Genomic DNA, 26,227 nt, shown 5'->3' on the forward strand with positions numbered 1-26,227 from the left:
AAACCCGTCGCCTTGATCTCGACCAATACCTCCCCCGCACGAGGCCCCTCAAGGTTAACTTCCATAACCTCCAATGGCTTCCCAGCAGCAACCGCAACCGCAGCTCGCGTCCTAAGCATCAAAATGATCCCTCATCTTTTTTGGCGTTTTCACACGCTCATATTCCCGCCAGAGTATGAGCGCCGCAGAGGGGCCAAAACAACTAAGACAATGGTGGGTATTGGGTCAGATGGACAGCTGGGCAAAGGTCGGACATAGTACCTTGCGATACATCGGAAAGGACCGCGATGTTCAGATCCATTGCTCTGGCATATGTGCTCGTTGGGGCCACCCTCCCTGTACAGGCCGCAGATTTCGCAGATCCGACCTGGCCCTGCATTCAGCGGAAGGTTGAAAACCTGTCGCTTGGTCTGATGTGGGCGCTTCCTATTGATCCAGCCGCGATCCCGGAAGACGAAGACCTTGCACAGGAAATGGCCGATTTGTCAGGGGCGCTGTCCTTGCGCAGAGTCTCCCTTGATGACTTGCGCCCGCAAGTCGAGGATTTCGCGGGACGTCACGGTGGCAACGCGGATATCCTTGGGCAGATATTTGCAAATGTCTTTGAAGGTCTCAACAAGCGACGCTCCCGAATCATCAATGGGATCGGTGATTTCTCGCTGAGCCAGATCTCCTTGGCCGAACAGATCGAAGGCGCGCGGATCGAGATGTCGGCCCAGATGGACAAAGAGGCCCCCGATTTCGACAAGGTGGACGCCCTTGAAGAACAGATAGATTGGGATCAAGTGATCTACACGGATCGACAGCGCTCGATCCAATATCTGTGCGAAACACCCGTGATCATCGAGCGGCGCCTTTTCAGCATCGCACAGCTCCTGCAGCAGCTCGTTCAGGATCAAGGCTGAGGTCCTATCACTCCCACTCCAGCTCGGTGAAGGCCACGGTGGCGTTGCGCGGATTATAGGCGTCAAAAAGTTGCCAGCGGTCGGCCTCGCTTTGCGCGATCGTCTCCACGGCAGCACCCAATCTCATGCCTGTATCTATTGCTTCGCGTGTGTCCGCTTCGAGCACGCCCAAGTATCGCGTCATGGCAGCGGCACCCTCTGGCCAGCGCAGGGTCGGGCCCCCGTGCCCGGGCACAATGAGATTAAGCTTAAACGCTTGCAGTTCTGCCATCACAGCTCGCCAGCCACGCAGACTGCCGTCCAGCGCCGGGGTATGCCGGTCAAAAACCAGATCACCAGCGAAAAGCGTGCCCGTTGCCACGTCGAATATGGTGATATCGGTGCCCGTATGCGCCGTTGGCCAAGCCTGCAATCGCAGTGTCCGCCCGCCCAGATCAACCATCATGTCATTCTCGACCACCGTATCTACGGCCACCGCACGGGTGCCGAGGAAATCAGCCGTCCCTATCAGACGATCAAGGCTTTCGATATAGTTGCTCGCACGGTCCGCCAGCGCGCGGGACAAATTTGCATGCCCGATCACCTGCGCGTCTGTTGTCGAAAAGGCCGCCGTTCCCAACACGTGATCAGGATGAACATGGGTCAAGATGACATGGCTGACGGGCAGGTTTGTGCGTTGCCGGATCGCCCGCCAAACCGCCTCCCCCATCCAGCGCGCAGTGCCGGTATCAATGACCGCAACACTGCTTTCCCCGATCACGAACCCAAGATTTGATGTATCGCCGCGATTGCTTTTGTCAGGCTCCTCAATGGCGCCAACATGTACAAACACACCATCCGCAACCTCGCTGAAGCTCAACGCGTCTCCCGCCTGCTGACATCGGGCGGCCCCTTTTACTACAAGCGGAGCCTCTGCTGAGAGATCAGGCGGCTTGGCAATCAAGGCAGCCTCGCAAGATGCGGGGTCCTGTGCCTCATATCCCGGCAGCAAGTGGTCCCTGCAGGGTCCGCCCGCGAGGGCGACGCATAGGGCTATGACCGCTTCGAACATTCAATACCTCCGCGGCGGATCGTTTCACATCTTTGGGAGCGAACCAAAGCCGCCTTTGGTCGGTATGTTTTTTTGGCTCAATTTGTGATACTGAGACGCGATTTCGCTGCTGAAGGAGCGCGCATAATGTCAAAACTGTTGGTCACAGCCGCCTTTATAGCTTTGGCGTGCGGCCCCGGCTGGGCCGGTGAAACGGTCAAAAACCCACTTACTGACAGCATCACGTGGGAAGATCTGCGGGGCGATGTCGTCGGCGATGCGGCCTTGGCCTCTGCGGATGGTGTTCTCGAAATTGATGCTCCTTACAGAGCGCATGATGCGGCGACTGTTCCCATTGTACTGACGCAAGCGGACCCTGAGACACGGATCACGGCGGCAACAGTTGTGGTTGATGAAAATCCCGCACCTGTCGCGGCGGTCTTTGCCTTTGCCGAAGGCATGGGCGCGCTGGATTTCGAATTGCGCGTCAGGGTCAATCAATACTCCAACGTCCGCGTTATTGCCGAAACGCCTGACGGTCTGAAAATGACCGGCCGCTATGTGAAGGCTTCGGGAGGTTGCTCTGCGCCTGCAACAAAAGACCCGGCTGTGGCTCTCAATTCCATGGGGCAGATGAAACTGCGCAGTTTCGAATCCGGCGCCCTGGTATCGACCCCACGCCGCGAGGCACAGATTATGGTGCGCCATCCGAATTATTCGGGTCTGCAACGTGATCAGATTACCCAGCTCTTCATTCCGGCGCATTTCATCGACCATCTGGAGGTCTGGCAGGGAGATGATCTGCTGTTCACCATGGACGGCGGCATCTCGATCTCTGAAAACCCGGTCTTCCGTTTTTCCTATAACGACAATGGATCTACGGCACTGACGGTGAAAGCCACTGACACCGAAGGCAACAGTTGGGAAAACGTGTTGCCAAAAGCGGCCAGCAGCTAAGGCGCCCACTGGCTGGTCGCATTGATCGCAGGGAGCGGGGACCCTGCGATCAACTCTGTTTGCAAGGGATCAAAAACAGACGATTTCTGCCTCCGCTTGGGCACGTCGTAAATCTGCGACCAGATTCTCTGCCATCGCGGCGCTTTGGAAAAACGCCATGCGTTCGCCACCAACCCGACGCATGGAGAGCACCGTTTCGGCCTCAAGATATTGCTCGTAAGGCAGTATCGCCGCTATTTCATCAATGGAGCAGGCGCACCGGTCGAGCATCTCGCGCGTTTGGCCATTTGTCACCATACAGGCAAAGACATAGTCGGCGCGTGCCGCCGTTGGATAGTCGTTGAGTTTTTCCGAAACAGATTGTGCCTGCGCCATGCCCGAGAAAACCACAGCCAAAACAAGCTGTCTGATGCCCCACCTCATTGCGGCGCGTCCAGCCGATCAAACCGCAGCTCTGAGCGATAAACCTCGCCGCCGGACGCTTCAGCGATCAGGCTCATATACCAACCCGGCACCTCGTCGGACATGGTGACGCGAAGTTCCAGATCACCAAAGCCCTTCATGCGGTCGATATTGGGATCACCATCAAACGGGTAAAGACGCACGGTCTGCGTGGCCACCATGCGACCATTGACCATAGCCTCGCCCACAACAACATCCGATTCCTGGATCAACGCTTCCTTGACCCGATTGCGAATATAGAACGGCGACCCCCCGGCGGCTTCTGCCATATCGCGCACAATGGTTTCGTAGAAATACATGATCATCGGGTTTCCGACACTTGCCGGAAAGGTCCCGAGTTTTCGGTATTTCCCGTCCTGCCGGAACTCCAACAGCGCCATTTCAGATTTCTCACCCCGAAAACTCAAGGCAATATCTCCGGTATCCCGGTCAGCGGCTTCGGGTTTCAGGGAGTTTGTTACCTTTCGCGCGTAGACGAGTTGAGCGCCGCGGTCGATCTGGTCAAGGGTTCCATTACGGAACAACATGTCATAGGTCGCTTCACCCTCAAGAGGCGTGGCAAGCACCGCGCCCGCCATGAACAAAGTGAGCAGCCCCCCCGTCAGAAACTTCAGCATATCAATGTCCTCCCTGAAGGTTAGTTTTATGCCCCTCGGTGCGGCTGTCATCGTCGACCTTGGTCTGTGCTCCGGGTTCGGAAAAAGCTGCTTGTTTGCGCGACTGCACATGCCAACGAACCTTCCAGTCGATCAAAGGACGCAGGCGCGAGAGCTTCACCGGTTTGGACAGGACCGATACATCCTTTGGCAATCCTTCCCGACGCAGCGCAACACTGCGATCTGCGGTGATCACAATTGCCGGTACGGTGACACCGGTGGCCTCCCTGACCGCGCGAATGCCCTCCACGCCGGTTTCGCCATCATCGAGCTGGTAGTCTGCCAATATGATGTCAGGCGCCATCCCAAGATCGTCCAACATGCTCATCGCCTCAGCGACACCGGCAGCGGCCAAAACGCTCGCGCCCCAGTTTTCCAACCACTGGACCGTACCATAAAGCACATCCGGGTCGTTCTCGATCACCATGACAATATAGTTGAGCGGTACGTCTTCGGTATTATTCAGGAGTTTAGGGGCTTCGACGACTGGCTGCACATTCTTGACCACGTCGATTTCAATGCAAAACACCGACCCAACGCCCGGTTTAGAGCGCACTGAAAGCTGGTGATCCAGTAATCTGCACGCGCGGTCCACCACTGATAGCCCCAGACCCACTCCCGATTCCAACGGCACGTTTTCCGCACGCGTGAATTCATCAAAAATGCGGGTCTGATCCCGGCGGGATATGCCGATGCCGGTGTCCCAGACCTGTAAGGCCACTTTCTTGCCTTTGCGCCTGCAGCCCACCAGAACCCGGCCACCCGGTTTGGTGTATTGCACGGCATTCACAACAAGGTTTTGAATGGACCGGAGCAAATAAACCGGATCGGAACGAACCGTCAGCGAGCAGGGGACAACATCAAGACGCACCGCTTTTTGAGCAGCCACCAGTTCCTGATCCGCGCGCACACCCTCGATCAACGTCCCAATGTTGACCTCTGCCGGATCCACCGTATCAGGATCGGCACTTTCCAGCCTGGAAATATCCAGCAGCGAATGCAAGAGTTGCTCGGCAGAACTGAACGCGCCCTGTAGCCGGTCGACCATGGGCAAAAACGAGGTTTCCCGCGTGGTTTCCTGCAACGTCGAGATCAACAGCTTTGCGGCGTTGATCGGTTGCAACAGATCGTGGCTTGCCGCCGCAAGAAATCGTGTCTTGGACGAGACCGCAGCTTCGGCCCGTTCCTTGGCCAATCGCAGCTCTTCTTCGATACGGGCAAGTTGCTGATACTGGACTGTCAGATTTGCGTTGGCCCGGGTCAGTTCGGCCGTTCGCTCCATCACCCGGTTTTCGAGCAGCTCCGTCGAGCGGGTCTCCAAGGTGACGTCTTTTACTTCCACCAGAAAGCCACCGTCGGGCAGCACATTCGCGTGTAGGTCGATGACCCTGTCTGCGCCATGATCCACCCGGCGGCGCAGGAATCCGCGTTTGCGCAATTCGCTGCGCCAACCGTCCACCTGCAACAGGGCATTGTCGGCAATCTGGGCGCGACTGCCCATGAAATCCAGCAATTGTTTCAATGTCACGCCCGGTCGCACAGCCGTCACTGGCAGATCGAGGATTTCGCGGAACCGGGCGTTCTGCATCATCAACTCATCCTGCGCGGAGAAGGTGCAGACCCCCGATCCCATGTTCTGGAACACCGCGCTGAGATAATCAGCCTGCTGATCAATCAGATGTTCTTTTTCGATACGATTGCGGCGCGCCAAAGCCGTAATCTCTGTAAAAAGAAGCACTGTATTCTCTTCGGACGTCACCTGCGCGCTCATCTGGTACCAACGATCCTGCGTCAGCTCGATCACCAGAGAAACGACTGGGCTGGCCTGATAGCCGCGCGCCAGAACATTCGCCGCATGATCCAGGCTGAGATCCGTCGACACCAGGTGTCTGCTTTGCTGGATCAGGCCAAAGTATCGGTTGAGCTCCAGACCCGGCAAGACCTCGCTGGCAACATCAGGCAAAAGGTTCAGGAAAAGGTCGTTGCAGACGTCCAGACGGCCATCGTAGAATAGCGCGAAGCCCTCCTCCATGGCGGACAGCGCCTGAGCCAGGCTGTGCCGGGTCCTTTCGGTTTCATGGCGAACCGTTTCCAGCTCACGGCTCTGCGCCGCGACCTTCTGCTGGAGTTCGATTGCGGATTGAAAGGCTTGATAGGCCGAACCGGAAAGCTCTCTCTGACGGCCAGCGCGGCGCATCAGCGCATCAATGATTTTTGCCTGCTTGGAAAGCTGAAGCTCCAAAGGGTCCTGGGGATCAATCATGCTCAATTGAGATCCCTTTCCTCCGGCGAGAAGAAAGCAACACCAACAAAGGTCTGGTTCATATGCACGCCGCAGTGTTGTTCGCCGTAGGTGTTGAACCCCAGCACTCTATTGCTGCTCAAAATCGCTGAGACACGCTGACCAAGTTGCTTTTGTTCAATCTCCAGTTTCCGCAGAACGCAATCAAAACCGAGAATAAAATCCGGCTTGCCCCCCCGGGCGTCCGCAACATCGAGACCCGTTTGCAGAGTTTCTATGATTTCCTGCCCCTGCCCCAGTTTCATGACCAGCCCATCATCGATGGCGGCCAGAAAGGACAATCCACCCGCATCATCCGCATCTGAAATCGCGCGAACGTAGTGCTTGTTGTTGAACTCGACCAACAAAGGGTTTTCCGCAAAAACCTGCGGACATAGCTCGGAGACCTCGCATCCAACAAGCCGTGCATACTCGGGCGCCGCCAATGCACCGTTGATCTCAAAAACTTTCCGGGCTTCGGGATCGGCTTGCGTGATCACGATCTGCGTCTCGGCGGGTAAAAAGTGATCAAACTCGATGCCGGAGAATGGCAGGTTGGTTTCCAACAACAACAGCACCGCCGCGTCACGATGCGCCTGCCCATTGTGCAATACGTATGTTTCTTCAAACTGCAAATGATCCGCGGCAGATCCGCCAAAAATAGGAAGGTCGTCCAAGACGGTCTCCAGTGTTGAGACCAGAACATCCTCCTGGGCAGACAGACCGTCGGTGAATATCAGACCCAGCCGGTTCCATCCTGCCGTATGGCGAAACTTGCGCATCTGGCGTTGAGCTTCTGCAGCAATGTCCGTTGTGGATTGCGAGGACAGCGGCGTCATCAGCATGGACGCGCAGCGAAAGTGCTTTCTGGGGAAGACCAGCAGCAAGAGCACGTCGGTTTCATACCCCTGCCCCGTGATTTGCCCGGCGGAGGAACATCCGAACACCGGAATGCCGCCCAAACCTGCATTCAGTGCTTGCGCCAATGGCTGAACGTTTCGCCCGCCGGGTGCGAAAGCAAGAACAAAGCACGTCTCTGACGGGTCAACCATCTCCACAAGCTCGGCGACCGCTTCCGCAGGTTCGGTGGCGTCAGAGGTTATCGCCTTTACAAAAGAAGGGTCCGGCGCGTGTCCTATCATTGTTCAAACCCTCAATTGTTGAGGAACGCGCGAGCTTCAGGCTCCAGTCCGGGTTGCGCAGCGATCGCCCCCTCCACCATGACGACCGCCTGGGTCCGGTTACGCGCACCCAACCGTCGCAAAAGTGCCGTGATATGCGCCTTTACGGTGGCCTCGGCCAGCGAGAGTTCATAGGCAATTTGCTTGTTCGGTTTGCCCCGGCATATCAGCTTCATGATTTTTTGCTGCTGCGGGGTTAACTCCTGCAAGATCGGGTGTACCTTTTCAGCGGGCGCGCACCCTTCCCTATCGCCCTGAATTCGGTAATCTTCCGGCACATAGATGTGCCCTGCGGTAATTTCGGCAAGAACAGCTTTGAGTTTGGTGGCTGATGCGTCTTTGGGCAGGAAACCTGATGCGCCCTGGCGGATCAGCGATTGCACGAGATCTACGGAAGCCAGGGAAGAAATGACCAGAATATGGGCCCCCGGGATCTGGGCGCGTAGTTTGTCAAAACCAGATATTCCCGACACATCGGGCAGTTTGAGATCAAACATCACCAATTCCGGCGAAAATCCGTTTGCAATGATTTCCAATGCCGCCCCGAGGCTGCTGGCTTTGTGGATATCGCAATCTGCGTAGATCAAGTCCAAAGCAGCTTCGAGCGCATCGCTATATAGCGGATGGTCGTCCACAATCAGTATTCTGGACACAGCTTCCTGTGCGACCGGCGATGTCGCATGTTTCATCTTGGCAATCCTCCCATCAAAGAAACTATCGGGAAAATTCAAGTTTTCAACAACTTAAAAGGCACAATGCGCGACTAACGCCAAAAAACGCCCAGTATTCAGAACAGTATTGGGAAATAAATTTTCTGTGCTCGCCCGGCATTCATCGGGCATGTTCCTTGGGGATGGCCAGAAAGCGGCGAACAAATTCCGCAAGGACCGGTGGCGCGGCGTTCGGATCGCAGATCGACGCATCCAGATCAGACAAGAGTTGCGCACGCACTGCATGCCCCCCATCCCGCGTCATAAGCGCTGCTGCATGCCGACGCACCTCAATCAGCTCTCCTTTCCTCGCTGCCTGGCGCAGGCGGCGGCGCAAAGGGTCAAATAGCTGAAACCGGCTGAGCGCTGAAGCCCCAACCAGCCGCCAGCCTGAATGGGCGATCGCAAATCCAGTCACGAACACCAGCACCGCCAACGCCGCCGCTGGCCAGGCAGGAAGGCGGGCGGGCTCCAAGACAGGCGCAGTCTGTTGCCTGCCCTGCGGGACGGCCTTTCCATAGGCCACACGTTGCGCCGAGATCGACACCGTCTGCATTTTTCGTGTCACAGTATCGAAGTACTGAAAACTTATCGGCTCAACGATGGCGGAATTGTCGTTGCCGGGTCGCACCGTCCATCGCCAAAAAGAATAGGAAATCGGTCCGGCGGGAGAGAGCTCCGCCAACCGTTTGTCCGGATGGGGAAAAATCATGCCAGATGGTGAATTCAAATCAGGCATCGGCGGGATCATTTCCGGCGTGACCCCCAGCGCTTCGATCCTGATAACCCGCAACACACCTTCGCCCGGTTCAAGCTGGTCGGGTGCATTCGACCATTGGTCCGATATCTTCAGGGATTTAACAGGAAACCACCAACCCTCAATGGCCGGTGCAGGAGCGACCGTGATGGTCACCGGTTCTGAATAGATTGGATGCTCAAACCAATCGTCGCGTTCATCCGTCAGAGTCAGGTTATGGGTAAAAGCCCCGATGGTCAGATCACCGGCCCGGTCAGGATAGATCGCCATGCGGCGCGTCAGGGTTTTAACCTTTTCACCGTTCAACCTTTCATCACGCCAGGTGTCCGGCCCCAATTGGGTCCAACTGAACCCGTCTAAATCAGGTTGGGTTAGCATTTCTCGTGTGATGTGCCGCCGGTAGATACCCCGAATGGTGATCAGAACCATTTCGCGCACAAAGGGGGTATGATCTGTCTGTTCGACAGTCACCGTTAGGCTCAGTTCATTGGGCAGAACGGCTTTGGTCTGTGCGGAAACCGCAAACGGCCAGAGCAAGAAGATTAAGGTCCAAACTGCTCTCATTCCGGGGTCTCCGCCGCCGGAGGAGATAGTCCCAACTTGATCCGCCGTTTATGCTCTTGAGCTATCCGAGCCGCCAGAAACTCTCCGGGAACATCCGACAGAAGCCTCAACCAGCGGTCATCGGCCACGATGAATTTGTCATCAAAGACCTGCCTGACGCCCAAGCGGCCGCGACTGTCCAATTGCGCCAGACCCAACATGGTATTGTTGTTGGTCACCTCGCTGCCCGTGCCCGCTGCGCGGGCGTCACCCCGCGCAATGAAACTTTCTGCGGTGGGGCCGTCCTTGCGTTCCGCAAAGAGGCTCAGGGTCTCAGCATCTATTCCAAGCCCGGCATAGAATGCCGCCAATACATCGAAATTGGCCTGAGCATCCGGGTGACCCCGGGCGATTGCCTGATCAAACGCCTCCAGACCCGCCGCGTGATTGCCAAGGAAAGCTTCGGCAATGCCGAGGTTATTGAATTCATCAGCCTCTTCGAATGACCGCGCAGCCGATTTATAAGCACCCGCTCGAAACTGGGCGACACCGCGCCAATCCGCAGTCGAAAAGAGCGGCGCGGCCAATGAAGGAAACCCTGCGGCAAGAAGCACGCGGGCCAGAGGAGCCGTGCCGCCAAGAAAAAACGAGGCACTCAGGGCAACAACAACCACGATCGCCAACCCTCTCATGATGGCCGCCGCCTGAACAACAAGAGCAGCGGCAGAAGCGCCAGCGCCAGCAGATAGCGACCCATATCTTTCCAGAACAGCAATGGATAGTCCTGCGCTTCCAACCGCGTGCGGGCATCGGCCTGTAGCCAACGTAAGAGCGTCTCGGATTGATCAAGGGCAAATACTTCTCCACCACCCGCACGCGCGTGCGTGTCAAAGGCAGCGGTCGGCGTATCAATTGAGATAAGTGACACACGAGCACCCAGTTCTGAAATCGCGGCAGTTTCGCGCAACGAGGCGGGGCCCAGACCAGCCCCATCGGTCAAAAGAATGACGTCTCCGGCGATGACCTGTGCGTCTGACAGCAATTGCACCGCCAACGCCAGCGCGCGCTCGGGGCGCGATCCCCGGTCAGGCACCAATGCCGCATCAAGAAGCGAGAACGTCTGGCCCAGCTGCAAATGATCCAGCGTCATATCGGTAGCCACATATGCGTCACCCGCGAAGACGATCAGAGCACCCGGGCGTGTTCCCAAGGATGCAAGCCCGAAGCGACCCATCGTTTGCAATTGCGGCCAGTTGGAATGTTCGGTCACGCTGCCAGATACATCGACCACAAAAACCACACCATCCAGATTGCGAAACGAGAGCGTATCGCGCCGTTCCAAAGCTGGTCCGGCCAAAGCAACGACGCTGATCAGCACAACGGTAAGGATAGCCCAAAGCGGTCCACGGCTTGCCTGATTGTCTACCCGTCCCAGCGCGGTCATGGCCTGCAACAGCGCAGTATCCGCGGCGCGCTGCCAATCGCCCAATCCGCCGCGGCGTATTGCCAGCCACCACGCCGCGATCCCCAAAACCGGCAGTGCCAAAAGCCACATTGGCCTGAGCAATGTGAAATCGAGCGCGGTCACGTCAAATCCCGCCATGCAAGCAAGAGCGAGAGGATGATCGACGCGCCCGCCGGCCAAATCCAGTAATCCCGATAGACTTCTGCCGCCAGACCGTCACCATCCGTTGCTTCCAGCGCATCGAGCGCTTGCGTGACGGAAATTAAATCATCCGTTGTGCGCACCCGGAAACTTTCGCCCCCCGAGATGTCGGAAATCGCGCGTAAGGTGGCCGCATCAACCACCCCACGTTCACCGGCCTCCGCAGTCGTCAGATCTTTGGGACCCAAGGCAATGGTATGCACGCGGACACCCATCTGTGCGGCCAGTTCCGCCACGCCGCGCGGATTTGTGGCGCCTGCATTGTTGACGCCATCTGACAGCAGGATGACCACCCGAGAGACCGCACCGCTGGTGGACAGGCGTTTGAGTGCCAGACCCAAACCATCTGAAATATTCGTGGCACGTCCGGAAATACCGATGGCAGCCTCTTCGATCCGTCGCGCCACGGCTTCCGTATCAAATGAAAAAGGGGCGGCGAAATAGGCTTCTGAACCAAAAACAACAAGCGCCAACCGGTCCCCTGCCCTGCGACGCGCGAAATCCGCCCCAACCGTTGTCACAGCTTCCAACCGCGTGACCTGCCGACCGTCGAGATCGAAATCGTCGCGTACCATGGAGCCGGATAAATCCAGTACAATCGCCAGATCGCGCCCCGACACCTTTAGCGCAGAGACCGGGGCAAGATCGCGAGGGCCGGAGAGCGCAATGACCAGCAATGCCCAGATCAACCAAGGCAACCCCTGTCGTGAACTTATCCTGAAAGCGTCAACGCGCCCCTGCCCCGCTGCCACCAACCCCGCGCCAACACGATCAGGCACACGCAGAGCGCCGCCCGAAACCTGACCCGTACGCAAAAGCCGCGCGGCCAACAACGGCAAGGGCAACAGCAGCAAAACCCATGGATCGGCGAGATCAAGCAAGGCGTGCTACCTCCGCCTCCAAGGCATCGTTCTCCAGCTCGTTTCCCGGCGCGTAGAGATTGGATGCAACTTCTGCATACCGATCCGGTGCGTGGCTGCGCAAAAGATGGAGCAGTGCTACTCGCCGATCCCCCTCTCTCAATCCGCGCAATTCGGCAAGCCTGTCGGTCAGTGTCTGCGGCACAGGCGCGCGCTCACGCAGGCTCACCAATCGCAGCATCCCGGCCACCAGCAGCGCCGCCAGGGCAGACAATCCTACGATCAGCGCCAGCTCTGCAACGATGCCGCCCGCTGCATCTGCGGGCAAGCGGATGTCTCGCAAACTGCTCAGCATCGCAGCTTCGCTCAGCGCCCGGTCGGTCATGCCGCCTGCTCCCTTTGAAAGACGGCCCGAATTCGACGCGCTGTTTGCTCCACCGGCTCTCCCGCGTCCAGCGTGAGTGCCGGGTAGCCTGCAATCGACTGGACAGGCGGAAATTCAGCCCCCCCTGCCCCGCCAAGTGATAATCGCAATCGACGCCCGTCAGCCAATCGCACCGGATAGCGCCCACGTGGCATGTGGCTGGTACTTTGATCCGTGATCAGAACCAAACGGGGGGTGCGCCGTCGTGCAAGCGCATTCAGTCTGTCCGCGAGACCGGGTCCCGGCGTATCGAAGCCAGAGGCGATGATCAGTTCGGCCCCTGAAGGTACCAATTTTTCCGCCCGGGAAAGTCCGATATCCAACGCCTGCGTCTGGGCTCCATTTCCAGCCATCGCAGCAAGGCTGTTGGCATGGGCCTCGACCATACCACCAATGACATCGAGCATACCTCTTGCCCGCCCACGCGGCGGCACGATCACTGATCCTTCGTATGTTATCGCTAACAGTCCTACGCGCCCACCGCTTTCCACGATACTCCAACCAATCAGACTGAGAGCCTCAGCAGCAGCGACGGATCGAAATGCCCGCCGCAAACCCCAGAACATGGCGGGCCGGAAATCAGCAATCAGCAAACTGACCCTGTCGCGTTCCTCCTGAAATTGGCGAATGTGCAAACGACCGGTTCGGGCAGTTGAATTGCGATCCAAATGACGAACATCATCCCCCGCCACGTATTCGCGCATGTCAGCCACTTCCAACCCATGCCCCTTGCGCCGCGTCGCGTAGCCGCCGGGTAGATTAGCCAGAACCGGTGCCGTTTCAGCATTCATGATCACCCGGCGCAGCGCAATCAGCGCATCTGAGCGCAAAGCGATACCGGGAGCATCAAGCGCCGCCGTCACAGGGGTTCCACGGCGGAGACGATGTCGGCGATCAAGTCTCTCGGTCGGCGACCATCCGCAACCGCGCGCCAACTCAGCACCAGCCGATGCGCCAGCGTATCTGCTGCCAGAGCCGCGACATCTTCCGGCATAGCGTAGTCACGTCCCTTCAGATACGCACGCGCACGCGCCGAAGCTGCAAGGGCCAAAGTTCCGCGGGGGGAAACAGCATGTTCAACATCTTCTGACAGGGACCCCTGCCGTGTGGCATCAACCAGACGCACGATATAGTCGCGCAACTCCGGCGCCAGATGAACGCCACGCACGGCTTCACGTGCCTCAGACAGCTTGTCGAGCGACATCGGCTCAAATGGAACAACCCCCTCCTGCCCCTCAGACTCCACAAGATCAAGGATACGCCTTTCCGTATCGATATCAGGTAGTTGCAGAACCACATGCAGCATGAACCGGTCGAGTTGGGCTTCGGGCAGCGGAAAGGTACCATCGTGCTCAATCGGATTTTGAGTGGCGACGACAAGGAAGGGATCCGACAACTTGTGGGTGTCATTCCCCACCGTTACCTGATGCTCGGCCATCGCTTCAAGCAGCGCTGATTGTACCTTGGGCGGTGCGCGGTTTATCTCGTCAACCAGTACGAGATTATTGAACACCGGTCCCTGAACAAACTCGAAACCCGCGTCCTGTGGTCGGTAAACCAAGGTTCCGGTCAGATCGGATGGCATAAGATCAGGCGTGCACTGTATCCGCGCGAAACTTCCCTCAACCGCATCCGACAACCACTTGACCGCCCGCGTCTTTGCCAGGCCCGGCGCACCTTCGACAAGCATGTGGCCGCCTGCCAGAAGAGAAACCAGCAGTCTTTCGATCAGATACTCATGTCCGACAAGACCAGAGGACAAATGTGAAACAAGCGTTGCAACGCCCGATGGTGTCGTGTCTGATCTGGTGTCCATTGGTCCCCCTGACCACATATGTGGATGACCATCTGCACCGAAGCTAACGGGACTTACCAGAACCGCAAATACCCATTTAGGTATTAACCCTGTTCCTCAAATCACAAGCGACACGTCGGGTCAAAGAGTGCAGCCAGCTGAGGATCAGCCATGGTAGCGAGCGCACGTGCAAACAACTGATCGTAGTTCTGGTCGACATAATCAATAAAGCCTGGCTCGGTGGTCTGGTCCACCGGCGCTTCGGCCACGGCATGCAGCATAAAGACGTCGAACGTGCAAAGCCCCGTCGGGTTGGAACTGACCAGAGCCCTCATGAACGCTCGGGAACTCCAGGGAAGGCGGTGCAGATTGAGTGGCGTCTCCTGCAGCTTTGACTGAAACGCGGCTGTGCGATCGAACAGCAAGATATCCATTCCGAAGGTAAAGGACTGAAACAGCTCCTCAATGAGGATGGATTTATAAAATGCTGTCTCAAGCGACCCAAGCTCATTCAAGGCGGGTTGCTTGACCATGATATGTGTCCCCTGCCCGCGTCGGCCGAAAAACGTTTGCGCCATGGCGGGAGATGACGCCGCGAAATCCCCTCTCGCCGGCAAACCCAATTGGTAAATCTTGTTCATCCAGCGCAGATCGGCGGAAAGATCCCGGTTTGGGGGATGACCGGAATAGAGCCTCAACACCACCGTTCTACCAGAACCGCAATTCGCCGCGCTACGCCCCGCATAGCGCATCGGCATGCGCTTTCCGAAGGCGTGCAAAGCAAGGCTTCGGAAAGCATTGATGATCGTGATCGACGCTTCATGAGGTCTTTCGCCGACAAGACATAGGCTCGCGCCTGCAAGGTCCTTCCCATGAATATGGACGGGGATCGACAAATCCCGCCCCACCATTGTTGTCCGCAACTCGTAGCTCCATCCGCGCCGCGCCAAATCCACATAGGCTGCCCGATCCGCGGACAGAGGCGAGGATACCAACGAAATTACCAGAGACAAAAACCAAAGAACCCGCACTGCCTTCTCCTTTGACGGAGAAACCTAGCTCCTGAGTTCCTTTGCGTCCACAATTACCGCTCACCGGCATCAGTTTTCGCCAATGGATGGCGGCAAGCAGAGATCAACCGCACCATTTTTACTAGCACTCTTTATTGGCGAAAGCGCGACGAAGCATGCAATGGATTTGAGGCAGCTTTCGGTGTCAGACTTGAGACTGGAGGGTTAGAAGATTCCCATCACCATCGCCATACTCGGCGCTGTTAACAGCTGTTAACAGTAGCGCGCTCTGCCATGCCCCTTGTGGCCCGAGAAGGTACAGGCACAATCTGTGGATAAAATCCTTGACTTAGCAGGGTGAATCGCGGCCTTTATGAGTCAAGTTGCGCAAATAAGCCAATTCGAGCAAAGAAAAGACAACCATGTTCCAAACGTCACCCATTGAGGCGGCCACTCAATCTGACCTTACGCGTGAGATGGCGACGCGTCTACACACGGCTTTGACCACCCACCTTCAGCAGGCATACGCGCCGGACCAACGCAAACAACTGCGAAATTTCAGCGCAACCGAAGTCGCCGACCTGCTGGGCGTTACGGGCCAATTCCTGCGGAAGTGCCACTCCGATGGATCTCTCCCCGAGCCTACCATCATCAGGAATGGCCGTCGGTTCTACTCCGGTGATGAAATCCTGCGGGCCCGGCAAACGCTCGAGGAGGGCTCGCGTTCGGCGGGCAAATACCTTCCTGGTCGCCGTGGAGACGACAAGCTGCAAGTTATTCAACTGATGAATTTCAAAGGCGGCTCGGCCAAGTCCACATCGGCAATCCACCTATGTCATTACCTCGCGCTGAACGGATACCGCACACTCGCAATCGACCTCGACCCGCAGGGCAGTCTGACCGGATTTTGCGGCATACAAACAGAGCTCGAGTTCGACGGGGCATCAATTTACGATGCGCTACGCTACGATGACCCGCTGCCCATGTCCGATGCGATCGTACGCACTTACTTTCCAGGTTTACATCTCTCGCCAGCACGTCTTGTCCTGAGTGAGTTTGAAACGGAAACTGCGGTGAACGCGGGGCGGGGTGTCGCATTTTTTGAGAGACTAAGCCGCGCAATAGAGACTGTTCAGCATGACTACGATGTCGTGATCATTGATAGCCCCCCTGCTCTCGGATTTCTAACGCTCACCGGGCTTTATGCGGCTACTTCCGTGATTGTTCCGATGACACCCAGCATGTTGGACCTGGCTTCGACACAACAGTTTGTCGAGATGACGTCCGCGTATCTTGGGGTCATCGAAGACACAGGGGTTCAGCTTGATCATGATTTCTTCTCTTTCCTGATCACGCGAGACGATCCAAGTGACATTCCAAGTCAGCAAATCGTCAGCCTGATGCGCGCTCTTTTCCAGGATCGCGTTGTTGCGGCGACCGGCTTGCGCAGCACCGCGATCGCAGATGCCGCAATGTTGAAAATGTCGATCTATGAAGTCATACGGGCCGAAATGACACGTTCCACATATGACCGGGCTCGCAGCAGCATGGATGCAGTGGGGGCCGAGGTGGCACAAATGATCCAACAGGCCTGGAGGCGGTAATCATGGCGATGGGAAAAAACAAAACTGGAATCATGGCCGCCATAACAGCAGCGGCAGGGTCGACAGCGGACGCGGCCGAGACACGCGAGCGTGCGCAGCGCACCTTGCCAAAGGGCACTATTGGCTCCGTACGGGCCGGGCTTGGAGGCATACAGGAGATTGATCCCGGACTAATCCTGCCTTGGGGGCCAAAAGACCGGCTTGAGGTCGAGTTAACAGCTGTTAACAGCGGCAATCTACAGCCCGGTATTCAAGATTTAGCAGACAGCATCGCCTCGGCCGGTCAACAAATACCAGTGCTGCTGAGACCTTCTAAGGATCGCGACGGCTACTTTGAAGTCATCTATGGCCGGCGGAGAATCCTCGCCTGCAAACACTTGGATCTTCCTGTGAAAGCGCTCATCCGGACACTGGACGATACCGACGCGCTCAAGGCAAAAGGTCTAGAAAACGCAAGCCGTACTGAACTCAGCTACTACGAACGGGCTCGGTTTGCGCATGCGATTCTGGAACAGGGCTTTTCCCGCTCGGAAACCATCGAAGCATTAGCCATCAGCAAGAACACATTGTCTCAACTCGAACGGATTGTGCGTCTTGTTCCGATGAATGTCGGCGACGCGATTGGCGCGGCGCCTGAGGCGGGGCGACCAAAATGGACGGCCCTCGCGACGCTATTCGACACACATCAACTCACGGAACAGGCAGCCCTTAAGTTTTTGGCAAAGTCAGGTACCGAACTATCGTCGGACAACCGGCTCGACGCGTTGATCGCTGCCCAGTCTCGCCGCGGCCCGCAAGATAGAATTTCACGCGAGCAGCAACCAATTCCTGGTGTGAGCATAAGAAGTGGCAAGAGCTCTCTGCAGCTCTCAATCGCCAGGAAAGGCAGCACAGAGAAATTTGCGGATTGGTTGGACCTTCATCTTGAAGGTCTTATCAAGGAATCCTTTGAGCGGTTTCAGTCAGAAAGCCCCAAAGGGTAGGGGGTGTTAACACCTGTTAGCATCCGAATACAGGCAACGAGCAGAAAGGAGGAAGGCACCTAAAGAAAAACCCTCGAAACCGAAGTCCCGAGGGCTGCAGCGCTGAGAAGCGCGGTTTTGCTTAGACACCATGACCCTAGCAGCCTCTGATTCGTGAAACAACGAAAAACGTCTTTGGACGAACACGTTTTCTTTGTGTGCTGACAGGCCATGGAACATTTGTACTCAGCTCCACAAGGAGCAACCGAGCGTGAATCGCCTCGGACCGAAGAAGATATTGTCAAAGACAGCCAACCATCGAATGGATGGCGCAAGCAGTCTCAAGCCCTTCTCATCACAGAAAAACTAGCGGAAGAAGGAGAAAGACAGACCGTCAGCAAAGCCAAGTCTATCATTGCGGTAAAGAGAGTCGGCGCGCACATCGGCTTGAAGGCAGCAGATCTTTTGCTGTTAGATACGCTTTGTGCATTCACCCAACCACAAGACTGGGAAGAGAACAAACGACCAATTGTCTGGCCCTCCAATACGCTTTTGATGCAACACACGGGCTTTTCGCTCTCGGCATTGAAGCGGCACGCTAGGCGGCTGGCAGAAGCTTGTATCATCGCATTTAAAGACAGTTCAAACGGTAAACGTTGGGGCCACAGGGACGGCAACGGATATATCGTTGAAGCCTACGGGTTTGACCTGTCACCTTTGGCCGCACGCGCCGAAGAATTTGAATGTACATACGAGCAACTGAAAGCAGAACGGGTACTCTGCCAGCAACTCAAACGCCAAATCACCGTGGTCAGACGCACCATTCGTGCACGTCTCGAAGCTCCCTGCTCCATATCACCAAAACTGTTGGAAGAACTGAGGGCTAAGTATCAAGACCTTGTTCATCTCCTGCCCAATCGCAACTCTGATTCAAATCAAATCGCTATAACATTAAATGATTTCAATAGTTTAAGTGATCTCGTAGACGAAGCACTTCTAAGAAGCCAGACCGATAATGACATCCAAGGAAACTCAACTCTCCGCAAACAAAGCCTCAGCGACACGAGAAACCCGGACCCCAGCGAGGTCAATAATGAACCCCACTTACAAACTACAAATGAACTTAAATCCATAAATAGTAGTGAGAACACAAAGCCTGCTCTGAAAAACAGATGCCAGACGAATAACAGGCTAAACCTCGCTACGATAATCCAGGCTTGTCCCGAATTTCAAACTTGGGCCCATGATCTTGGAGGGTATCTAAAGCACTGGCCTGATTTACAACGAACAATCGCCAAGATCTGTCCGATGATTGGAATATCGGAGAGACTCTGGCAGCTCGCACATCAACAAATGGGGCAACAGTCGGCCACCGCCGCTGCGGTTCTCATCTTTGAGAAATTCTGTGCTGGAGAGCTTCTATCACCTGCCGGGTATCTTCGTGGAATGATGAAAAAAGCTGGCGATGGAACCCTAAACCTAGAGCGGAGTTTTGTCGGGCGTCTCCACAGGGGAATTTCGTGATTTCACTACAACCCAGCCGCCTTAGTCAAATTCACCCGAAACCTGTCGCGACGCCGTTGATAGCGACGGGTCATCTCGGCAGAGGCATGACCAAGTTGCTTTTGAACATAACGTTCATCGACTTCAGCGCTGGAGGCCAACCCGGCACGAAGCGAGTGGCCCGAAAAAAGCGCCAGCCTGTCCTTCTCCGGCAATTCGGGGCGAATATTTGCATCAAGAACAGTTTTCTTGACGAGGCGGGCCACATGCCGGTCATTGAGACGGCTTTCCATCACCCGTTTCCCACTGCGCGAAATACGCACGAAAATAGGGCCAAAATCGATCCTAGAGAAGTGAAGCCATTGTTCAAGCGCATGCACGGGACAGGTCTGTTCGCTGGATCCTCGGCCAATCTCAACCTCGCGCCAGCCGGTTTTTGTGTTGAGTGTAAGCAAAGCTCCATATTCCAGAATCTCCGCCCATCCTCTGCTGTCAGGCGTGTCACCTTTACCCGCATCAAGGCTGACAATCTCGGAGCGCCGCAATCCTCCTGCATAGCCCAAAAGCAAAATGGAACGATCTCGCAACCCCCGAAGATCGAAGGGCAGGGTGGCCACCATTGCGATGATCTCCTCTGGCAAGATCGCTTCTTTCTGCACCGGTGGGCGTGCATGTTTGCGCTTGATCCCCGCCAGAACAGTTGCGATATGGCGGTCCCTGCGGTCAAACGTGAAGCCGCGTTGCGCATAGTTCCAAGAAAGACCGGACAATCGCCGTTCGATGGTACTGACAGAAAAGGAACTTACCCCAAAGGCAGTATTGTCAGCAGGCGCCGCGAGTGCAGTGAGGTAGAGCCCAATCAATTGCGGATCAGGGCAGGGGGCTAGACCAACTGGATCGGCACCATGACGGCGACACCAGCGGTTGAAATGGGCCCAGTCCCTAGCGTATGCCTTCCGCGTATTTTCGGAGGTAGCGTGTTTGGAATAATCCTGCGCGGTTTTGATAAGCAGGTCGAGTGTACCAGATCCAGCGACATCCGAAGGAAGCGCAATTGCCTCGTCATTATCATGGGGATGCGGAACTTTGATCGCTCGAGATGGGTTTTCGGGATTATTTGACATAGGTGTATACCTAGCTTGTTTATGACCGATAAGGCAAGATTATCGGACATAAAGGGGAAGGGCAGGGCGGGGCGGTTTGGGTAAGCCATTATGCCGAAAAGCGCCGCGACACGATAGTGTTGTGGTATGACATACCAGCTACGCATCCTCTCAGTCAGCTTAATGATCTTACCGCAACTGCTGGGTCGGGTCACCTTGGCACGCTCAAAAAACCCTGAAGATGTGGCGTTTTTGTCAAACGCGGCCCTCATGGTTCTGGACCAACTGGTCTTTGATTCGCGCCATGGTGGGCTTGTGGAACTATTCGCCAACCGACTAACGCTGAGTGCCGCGACGGCGACCTCGAAACTGGAGGGGTGGTTGGCGCGGGAAGCCGATATAAGGGACTCCTATCAGTTGATGACGCCAGGCACGTCGCGGCCCCCGATGGCGATCTTCCGGCAATTTGGTGCGACGCCATGTGCCGATCACCAGCCCATCGACCGGGCGGGGCTCAAGGACACCTTCGACAAGGAGATCAGCCGCGATCTGCAGGCGCGGTTGCCGTACAAGAGTCTGATCGCAAGCGGAACGCGGGCGCCAAGACCCGGAGCACCGCATACCTTCTTGACAACGAAGACGTTTCTGACGACGTTCGATCTGCAAACCCTGAGATACCTGCCGGAGCTCGAGTTGGCTAGTAGCGATGCCGGTGAAGAGCACCGAACGGATCAAGTCCGAGGCGTCCCGCTTCCAATCGGTCGGGCTTTGACTTTCAATCAGTCGGTGCTCAGCGCAGACCCGAAGGCCTTTGGTGCTGGATCGGCTCAGCTTGCAATATTCGTTGCGCCGACACCTTGGATTGGAACCGGAAAGCTATCCGAACAAGCCTCGTGAACAGGGCGTGGCCAAGATGATGGTCGACGTATGCTCAACCTATGCCGAGCGTCTCACGCATAACACACTGTTTGGGTGGCACGAGATGCTCTTGTCATTCGACAACCGGCTGGAGGCCATCGGGTCGTACCGACAACACGAAGATGCAATGCAGATTGTCTCTGGCCGCATTGATCGTCCTGTCGTGAACTTTGAAGCACCGCCATCTTCACAGGTTCAAGAAGAAATGGAATGGTATGGCGACTGGTTCAGCCAGACTTCGCCGGGTGAAGAAGAGCCCGTGCCGGCGTTGACGCGCGCGGGCCTGAGTCACCTCTACTTTGAGATTATTCATCCATTCGATGACGGGAATGGTTGCTTGGGTCGAGCCCTTGCCGAAAAGTCCCTGGCTCAGAATATCGGCCAGCCAAGTCACTTGCGCTCGCCTTCACCATCGAACGAAAGCGAAAAGACTATTGTGATCAGCTTGAGCGGCACCAGAAGACACTGGACGTCACATCTTGGCTTACCTGATTTTCTAAACTGGTGCTTGCAGCGCAGCAGATCACTTTGGATCGCGTAGGCTTCTTCATTGCCAAGGCACGTTTCTATGACTGGCATCGAAACCAATTTAACGAACGGCAGGCCAAGGTGATAGAGCGGATGTTTCGGAAGGGGCCGGTTGACTAGTGTATCGTTGGCGGGGAGGGCTGGAAGCGGCCATTCGCTGCATTTGTGGAGCAAGTGTACCAGCGGCATAAGAAGCGGACGTTCTTAACGCAAGTTCGTCGCCATTTTCCCTTTGCGAATTGTGATCGTTCTGGCCTTATGCTGGTGCCAGGACATACGCCAATCCCATGCGCTTGGCGTCATTCCAGCGAAGCGTCAATGATGCTCTAGGCGTGTTTGGGTGTCAGATTCCTCAATGGTTCCTTTCACGCAGCTCCGTTTCTCTCAAAAAAAGTACCTGATGTAAAAAGTGATTTGGGGCGCTCGTAAGCTATGACGCGATTACCGCTTTTGATTGGACTAACGCTTCAATGTCAGAGCTGTCATACCCGATTTCGGCCAGCACTTCGCGGCTGTGTTGGCCCAGAGCCGGGGATGCCTGATCCACCTGAGCTGGCGTTCGGCTGTATTTGACTGGATGACCAATAGTTTTAACAGAGCCCGCTGTGGCGTGATCAACCTCAACGATCATATCGCGCGCATTGGCTTGAGGGTCTGCGTGCATCTGCAGGATATCGTTGACGGGTCCGGCCGGAAGTTTTGCCTCGTCCATACGTGCCAACCAATTCTCGGTTGTGTCGCGCGCAAGATAGCCGCTCAGAATGTCGATCAGCGCCGGCAGGTTCTGAATACGCGCCGCGTTTGAATTGAACCGCGGATCCCGATCCAGCTCTGGTGCGGCGATGACATCCAGAAACCGCAGCCAATTGCTTTGGTTCGCGGCGCCAACATTGATCCAGCCATCGCTTGTTCGGAAAGCCTGATATGGCGCATTGAGGGGGTGTGCAGAGCCGAGCGGTTGGGGCGCGTCCCCGGTCGCAAAGGCAATTGCTGATTGCCAATAGGTTTGCACGATGGCCGCTTCAAAGAGGGATGTATCCACCTTTTGACCAAGGCCCGTTTGCAGCATGTTCGCATAGGCCGCAGAGACGCCCATTGCGCCCAGAATACCCGCATTGATGTCCGAAATCGGCGCGGCGACTTTAACCGGCGGGCGGCCCGGCCCTTCGCCCGTGATCGACATCAGCCCAGACATGCCCTGCGCGATCAGATCAAATCCGCCGCGCTCTGCGTAGGGACCCGTACGACCAAATCCGGATATTTCGCAATAGATCAGACGCGGGTTGGCCACCGCAAGATCTTCGTAAGACAGACCCAGCTTCTCCATCGTGCCCATGCGGTAGTTCTCGACCACCACATCTGCGTCGGCCAGCAGTTTGCGCAGCACTGCGACACCAGCGGGATCTTTGAGGTTGAGCGATATGCCGCGCTTGTTGCGGTTCATCATCATATAGGCTGCTGCCTCACCGCCGATGTCCGGCGGTACAAACCGGCGACTGTCATCTCCGGTGGGCTTTTCGACCTTAATGACATCGGCCCCCATATCGGCCAGCATTAGCCCGCAGACCGGGCCCGCCATGATATGGGCCAGTTCGATGACGCGCATACCGCTGAGCGGACCCGTTTTGGCGCTCATTTGCCTGTCCACACAGGTTTTCTCTTGGCCAGAAACGCCTCCATGCCAATGCGGAAATCATGGCTCATGTAGCACGACACGATCAGATCGGAATCGTCTACCGGCAAAGCTGACCGGTTGCGGCGCAGGGCTTCTTTCGTGGCGCGTAGGGTCAGCGGGGCCATCGACCCGATCTTGTCGGCCAGGTCGGCCGCGCGCGCCATCAGGGCGTCCTCATCGGGGAGAAATTCACTCACCAGTCCTGTCGCGCGTGCTTCATCAGCTTCGATCAGGCGCGCGGTAAAGATGATCTCACGCACCCGTCCGGCGCCAATAAGCTCGGACAATCGCGCAAGATTGCCCGCCGCCAGGCAATTGCCAAGGGTGCGGGCGATGGGAAATCCGTACTTCAGGCTGGCGGAAGCGATCCGAATGTCACAGGCTGCGGCGATGGAACCACCGCCCCCTGTACAGGCCCCGTTGATCGCGGCGATGGTCGGCACCGGGCAGCGCTCAACCGCGTCCAACACCGCATCAATCTGCTGCTCATAGTCCAGCGCGTCCTGCGGCGTTTCAAAGGCGCGGAACTGGGTCATGTCCGTTCCGGCGGCAAAGGCCTTGCCCCCCGCGCCCGAGATCACAATGGCCCGCACCGATCCGTCCGTTGGCATCTGGGTGCAGATTTCGGCAAGCCGGTCATACATACCAAAGGTCAGCGCGTTCCGCGCTTCGGGCCTGTTGAATGTAATCCACAGGATACCGTCGCGGAGCACATCGGTGATTTCTGCAGGCTGGTTGGTCATCGATAGAAATACTCCACGAGGAACATCGGCACGGAGGGCACATATGTGCAGAGCATCAGCACGGCCAAAAGCACGCCCACGAACCAGATGTTGACCTTGGACACCTCCCAGATATTGGCGCGTGCAACCGAGCAGGCGGTGATCAACACCGACGCCACGGGCGGGGTCTGCTGACCGATGGCGAGGTTCAGCGTGACCACGAGCCCAAAGTGCACCGGGTCAATGCCAGCCGCTGTGATTAACGGGATCACAATCGGGATCACCAGGATGATGGCGGCAGCGGAATGCAGGAAAAACCCGACAATCAGAAAAAAGAAATTCAGGATCAGCAGGATCACCCATTGCTGGTTGGTGATCGACAAGATGCCTTCGGCCAGTTGCTGCGGAATCTGTGCGCGGGTCAAAAAACCGCCCATGAGTACGGAGGCGGCAACCAACAGCATGACCACGGCTGTCTGAATGCCCCCATCCAGCATCGCGCGGCGCAGATGGCTGAAATCAAGATTGCCGTACCATGCCGACACCGCTAGCGAGGCCAGAACCGCAAGACCTGCGGCCTCGGTTGCCGTGACATAGCCGCCAAAGATACCGCCCAGAATGATCACCGGCAGCGTGAAGGCAGGCAGCGCATCCACAAAGGTCTCGCGCAGGCGGGCAAGGCGAAAGGCGTCTTCGGTCGGGAAGTTGTAGCGTTTGGCAAAGAGATAGGCGACGGTCATCAACCCGCCCGCCCCGAGGAGGCCCGGTACAATGCCCGCCACGAACAATTGCTCCACCGAGGTGTTGGCCGAAGCAGCGTATAAGATCATCGGGATCGATGGTGGAATGATGATGGCAAGCGAGGCGGACGACGATGTGACCGCCGCCGAAAACTCCTTGCTGTAGCCGCGCTTTTTCATCTGCGGGATCAGGATGGAGCCCATAGCGGCCACGTCCGCCACGGCTGAGCCGGAGATTTCCGCAAAGAACAGCGACACACCAATGTTGACCATGGCGAGGCCGCCGCGAATGAAGCCGATGATGGCGCCGACGAAGTTGATCAGCCGGTCGGTAATCCCGCCCGCGTTCATGATGGCCCCGGCGAGCACGAACATCGGAATCGCGATCAGCGAAAACTTGGTGGACCCGTCGTACATGTCCAATGCTATGGTCACGAGACTGTCCGTGCCCTCGGTGAGCAGCAGGCCAAGCACGCCGCTCATCGCCAAGGCCACGGCGATAGGGATGTTGATGCAGATCATGATTAGCATCGCGATGAAAATACCGGCCATCAGCATCAGACGCGATCCTTGTTCTTTTCCAGTTCGGTTTCGACCTCTTCCTCAATCTCCGCATGCTCCAGAGAGACGCCCGCGGCCGTAATCTTGAGGTAGCCTGGCAAGCTGAGCAGCTGACACAGGATAAAGAGAATGGCCCCAATCGGAATGACGGACTGGGTGACCTGGATCGGCACCCAGGTGAGCGAGATCAACGTGTCGCCCGCCAGCACTTCAAGCACCTGAAGTCCGGCGCGCGCCATCAGGAAGAAGAAGATCAGCACAATCGCTTCGCCAAGGAGCACTGCCGCAATCCGCAGGTTGGGCGGAAGTTTCAAAAGAACCGTGTCAAAGCCGATGTGGCGTCGGTGCAGGGCCGCAAGCGCCGATCCGTAGTAGGTGATCCATGCCAACATGATGGCGGCTACTTCGTCGTACCATGAGAAACTCTGCCCCATCAGGCGTGCGAGAACTGCTGCGGTGACCACAAGTGTGAGCAGGATCATCAGGCTGATCGTGACCCATTCGAGGATTTTGCTAAACCCCCGATTTATCCGCGACAAGGTCGGGTAGGCGTCATTTTCCATTCTGGCAGACCTGTTGGAACTCTATCGGCCGCCTCCGCCCGCGAACCACGGGCGGAGGACTGTATTGGATTTACGAGAATGACGCGCGGCGAAACGGTGCCGCCGCACCTC

At 56.7% G+C, this 26,227-nt stretch carries 25 protein-coding genes and 2 pseudogenes; 7 read left to right on the forward strand and 20 right to left on the reverse strand.

The window, feature by feature from the left end; genetic code table 11:
* A pseudogene (locus tag ACOTTU_RS22900) lies at positions 1-119 on the reverse strand (S-(hydroxymethyl)glutathione dehydrogenase); the annotation flags it as partial.
* 168 nt (positions 120-287) lie between these two features.
* Between ACOTTU_RS22900 and ACOTTU_RS22905 the strand changes: the two are divergent.
* Entirely contained in the window at positions 288-905 is a 618-nt protein-coding gene (locus ACOTTU_RS22905) for a hypothetical protein (protein ID WP_425661517.1), read from the forward strand.
* Positions 906-912: 7 nt separating this feature from the next.
* On the opposite strand, the gene ACOTTU_RS22910 is transcribed toward ACOTTU_RS22905, so the two are convergent.
* Complete coding sequence (locus ACOTTU_RS22910) at positions 913-1,956, reverse strand: quinoprotein relay system zinc metallohydrolase 2 (protein ID WP_425661519.1); 1,044 nt, start codon at positions 1,954-1,956, stop codon at positions 913-915.
* 126 nt (positions 1,957-2,082) lie between these two features.
* Here ACOTTU_RS22910 and ACOTTU_RS22915 point away from each other — a divergent pair, with 126 nt between their 5' ends.
* Positions 2,083-2,892, forward strand: coding sequence for a quinoprotein dehydrogenase-associated SoxYZ-like carrier (locus ACOTTU_RS22915; protein WP_298919167.1), 810 nt, complete (start codon positions 2,083-2,085; stop codon positions 2,890-2,892).
* 69 nt (positions 2,893-2,961) lie between these two features.
* Here the strand turns inward: ACOTTU_RS22915 and ACOTTU_RS22920 are convergent, their stop codons facing one another.
* The 13 genes from ACOTTU_RS22920 to ACOTTU_RS22980 all read right to left on the reverse strand — a co-directional run bounded on the left by ACOTTU_RS22920 (position 2,962) and on the right by ACOTTU_RS22980 (position 15,258).
* Entirely contained in the window at positions 2,962-3,315 is a 354-nt protein-coding gene (locus ACOTTU_RS22920) for a hypothetical protein (RefSeq protein ID WP_425661521.1), read from the reverse strand.
* Positions 3,312-3,971, reverse strand: a complete 660-nt coding sequence (locus ACOTTU_RS22925) for a hypothetical protein (protein WP_425661523.1) — start codon at positions 3,969-3,971, stop codon at positions 3,312-3,314. Before ACOTTU_RS22925 ends, ACOTTU_RS22920 begins: the two co-directional genes overlap by 4 nt.
* 1 nt (position 3,972) lies before the next feature.
* Entirely contained in the window at positions 3,973-6,273 is a 2,301-nt protein-coding gene (locus ACOTTU_RS22930; RefSeq protein WP_425661525.1) for a PAS-domain containing protein, read from the reverse strand.
* A gap of 2 nt (positions 6,274-6,275) precedes the next feature.
* Complete coding sequence (locus ACOTTU_RS22935; RefSeq protein ID WP_298919159.1) at positions 6,276-7,433, reverse strand: FIST N-terminal domain-containing protein; 1,158 nt, start codon at positions 7,431-7,433, stop codon at positions 6,276-6,278.
* 11 nt (positions 7,434-7,444) lie between these two features.
* Positions 7,445-8,161 carry a LuxR C-terminal-related transcriptional regulator gene (locus ACOTTU_RS22940; protein ID WP_425661527.1) on the reverse strand — a complete coding sequence of 239 codons (717 nt, stop codon included), beginning with the start codon at positions 8,159-8,161 and terminating at the stop codon, positions 7,445-7,447.
* A 142-nt stretch (positions 8,162-8,303) separates the two neighbouring features.
* Positions 8,304-9,503 (reverse strand): hypothetical protein, encoded by a 1,200-nt coding sequence (locus tag ACOTTU_RS22945; RefSeq protein ID WP_425661529.1) that lies wholly within the window; start codon positions 9,501-9,503, stop codon positions 8,304-8,306.
* Complete coding sequence (locus ACOTTU_RS22950; RefSeq protein WP_298919153.1) at positions 9,500-10,174, reverse strand: hypothetical protein; 675 nt, start codon at positions 10,172-10,174, stop codon at positions 9,500-9,502. Before ACOTTU_RS22950 ends, ACOTTU_RS22945 begins: the two co-directional genes overlap by 4 nt.
* Positions 10,171-11,070, reverse strand: coding sequence for a vWA domain-containing protein (locus ACOTTU_RS22955; RefSeq protein ID WP_425661531.1), 900 nt, complete (start codon positions 11,068-11,070; stop codon positions 10,171-10,173). The genes ACOTTU_RS22950 and ACOTTU_RS22955 overlap by 4 nt, the downstream gene beginning before the upstream one ends.
* A complete protein-coding gene (locus ACOTTU_RS22960) occupies positions 11,067-12,029 on the reverse strand; it encodes a VWA domain-containing protein (RefSeq protein ID WP_425661533.1) in 963 nt (320 codons plus the stop codon). Before ACOTTU_RS22960 ends, ACOTTU_RS22955 begins: the two co-directional genes overlap by 4 nt.
* Entirely contained in the window at positions 12,022-12,393 is a 372-nt protein-coding gene (locus ACOTTU_RS22965; RefSeq protein WP_425661535.1) for a hypothetical protein, read from the reverse strand. Before ACOTTU_RS22965 ends, ACOTTU_RS22960 begins: the two co-directional genes overlap by 8 nt.
* Positions 12,390-13,295 (reverse strand): DUF58 domain-containing protein, encoded by a 906-nt coding sequence (locus ACOTTU_RS22970; RefSeq protein ID WP_425661537.1) that lies wholly within the window; start codon positions 13,293-13,295, stop codon positions 12,390-12,392. The genes ACOTTU_RS22965 and ACOTTU_RS22970 overlap by 4 nt, the downstream gene beginning before the upstream one ends.
* Entirely contained in the window at positions 13,292-14,248 is a 957-nt protein-coding gene (locus ACOTTU_RS22975) for an AAA family ATPase (RefSeq protein WP_425661539.1), read from the reverse strand. The genes ACOTTU_RS22970 and ACOTTU_RS22975 overlap by 4 nt, the downstream gene beginning before the upstream one ends.
* 101 nt (positions 14,249-14,349) lie before the next feature.
* Positions 14,350-15,258 (reverse strand): hypothetical protein, encoded by a 909-nt coding sequence (locus ACOTTU_RS22980; protein WP_425661541.1) that lies wholly within the window; start codon positions 15,256-15,258, stop codon positions 14,350-14,352.
* A gap of 401 nt (positions 15,259-15,659) precedes the next feature.
* Here ACOTTU_RS22980 and repA point away from each other — a divergent pair, with 401 nt between their 5' ends.
* The 3 genes from repA to repC all read left to right on the forward strand — a co-directional run bounded on the left by repA (position 15,660) and on the right by repC (position 19,327).
* Positions 15,660-16,841 carry a plasmid partitioning protein RepA gene (repA, locus tag ACOTTU_RS22985; protein WP_425661543.1) on the forward strand — a complete coding sequence of 394 codons (1,182 nt, stop codon included), beginning with the start codon at positions 15,660-15,662 and terminating at the stop codon, positions 16,839-16,841.
* A 2-nt stretch (positions 16,842-16,843) separates the two neighbouring features.
* A complete protein-coding gene (gene repB, locus ACOTTU_RS22990) occupies positions 16,844-17,824 on the forward strand; it encodes a plasmid partitioning protein RepB (protein WP_425661545.1) in 981 nt (326 codons plus the stop codon).
* A gap of 210 nt (positions 17,825-18,034) precedes the next feature.
* On the forward strand, positions 18,035-19,327 hold the full coding sequence (gene repC, locus ACOTTU_RS22995) for a plasmid replication protein RepC (protein WP_425661547.1): 1,293 nt from the start codon (positions 18,035-18,037) through the stop codon (positions 19,325-19,327).
* A gap of 5 nt (positions 19,328-19,332) precedes the next feature.
* Here repC and ACOTTU_RS23000 read toward each other — a convergent pair whose 3' ends face one another.
* Entirely contained in the window at positions 19,333-20,430 is a 1,098-nt protein-coding gene (locus tag ACOTTU_RS23000; protein ID WP_425661549.1) for a tyrosine-type recombinase/integrase, read from the reverse strand.
* Positions 20,431-20,592: 162 nt separating this feature from the next.
* Here ACOTTU_RS23000 and ACOTTU_RS23005 point away from each other — a divergent pair, with 162 nt between their 5' ends.
* Positions 20,593-21,306 carry a DUF1403 family protein gene (locus ACOTTU_RS23005; RefSeq protein WP_425661551.1) on the forward strand — a complete coding sequence of 238 codons (714 nt, stop codon included), beginning with the start codon at positions 20,593-20,595 and terminating at the stop codon, positions 21,304-21,306.
* A pseudogene (locus tag ACOTTU_RS23010) lies at positions 21,224-21,966 on the forward strand (Fic family protein); the annotation flags it as partial. The gene ACOTTU_RS23005 and the pseudogene ACOTTU_RS23010, both read left to right, overlap by 83 nt.
* 319 nt (positions 21,967-22,285) lie before the next feature.
* Here ACOTTU_RS23010 and ACOTTU_RS23015 read toward each other — a convergent pair.
* Genes ACOTTU_RS23015 through ACOTTU_RS23030 form a run of 4 tightly spaced genes read right to left on the reverse strand, consistent with a single transcriptional unit; the run spans position 22,286 to position 26,116 of the window.
* Complete coding sequence (locus ACOTTU_RS23015) at positions 22,286-23,491, reverse strand: CaiB/BaiF CoA transferase family protein (RefSeq protein WP_425661553.1); 1,206 nt, start codon at positions 23,489-23,491, stop codon at positions 22,286-22,288.
* On the reverse strand, positions 23,488-24,273 hold the full coding sequence (locus tag ACOTTU_RS23020) for an enoyl-CoA hydratase/isomerase family protein (RefSeq protein ID WP_425661555.1): 786 nt from the start codon (positions 24,271-24,273) through the stop codon (positions 23,488-23,490). The genes ACOTTU_RS23015 and ACOTTU_RS23020 overlap by 4 nt, the downstream gene beginning before the upstream one ends.
* The gene (locus ACOTTU_RS23025) at positions 24,270-25,550 is read right to left on the reverse strand and encodes a TRAP transporter large permease (protein ID WP_195820746.1); all 1,281 of its coding nucleotides are present in this window, start codon (positions 25,548-25,550) and stop codon (positions 24,270-24,272) included. The genes ACOTTU_RS23020 and ACOTTU_RS23025 overlap by 4 nt, the downstream gene beginning before the upstream one ends.
* Positions 25,550-26,116 (reverse strand): TRAP transporter small permease, encoded by a 567-nt coding sequence (locus ACOTTU_RS23030; RefSeq protein WP_425661557.1) that lies wholly within the window; start codon positions 26,114-26,116, stop codon positions 25,550-25,552. The genes ACOTTU_RS23025 and ACOTTU_RS23030 overlap by 1 nt, the downstream gene beginning before the upstream one ends.
* Positions 26,117-26,227 lie beyond the last annotated feature (111 nt).

It is taken from the genome of Roseobacter sp. EG26 (assembly GCF_049830555.1).
Classification (GTDB): domain Bacteria; phylum Pseudomonadota; class Alphaproteobacteria; order Rhodobacterales; family Rhodobacteraceae; genus Roseobacter.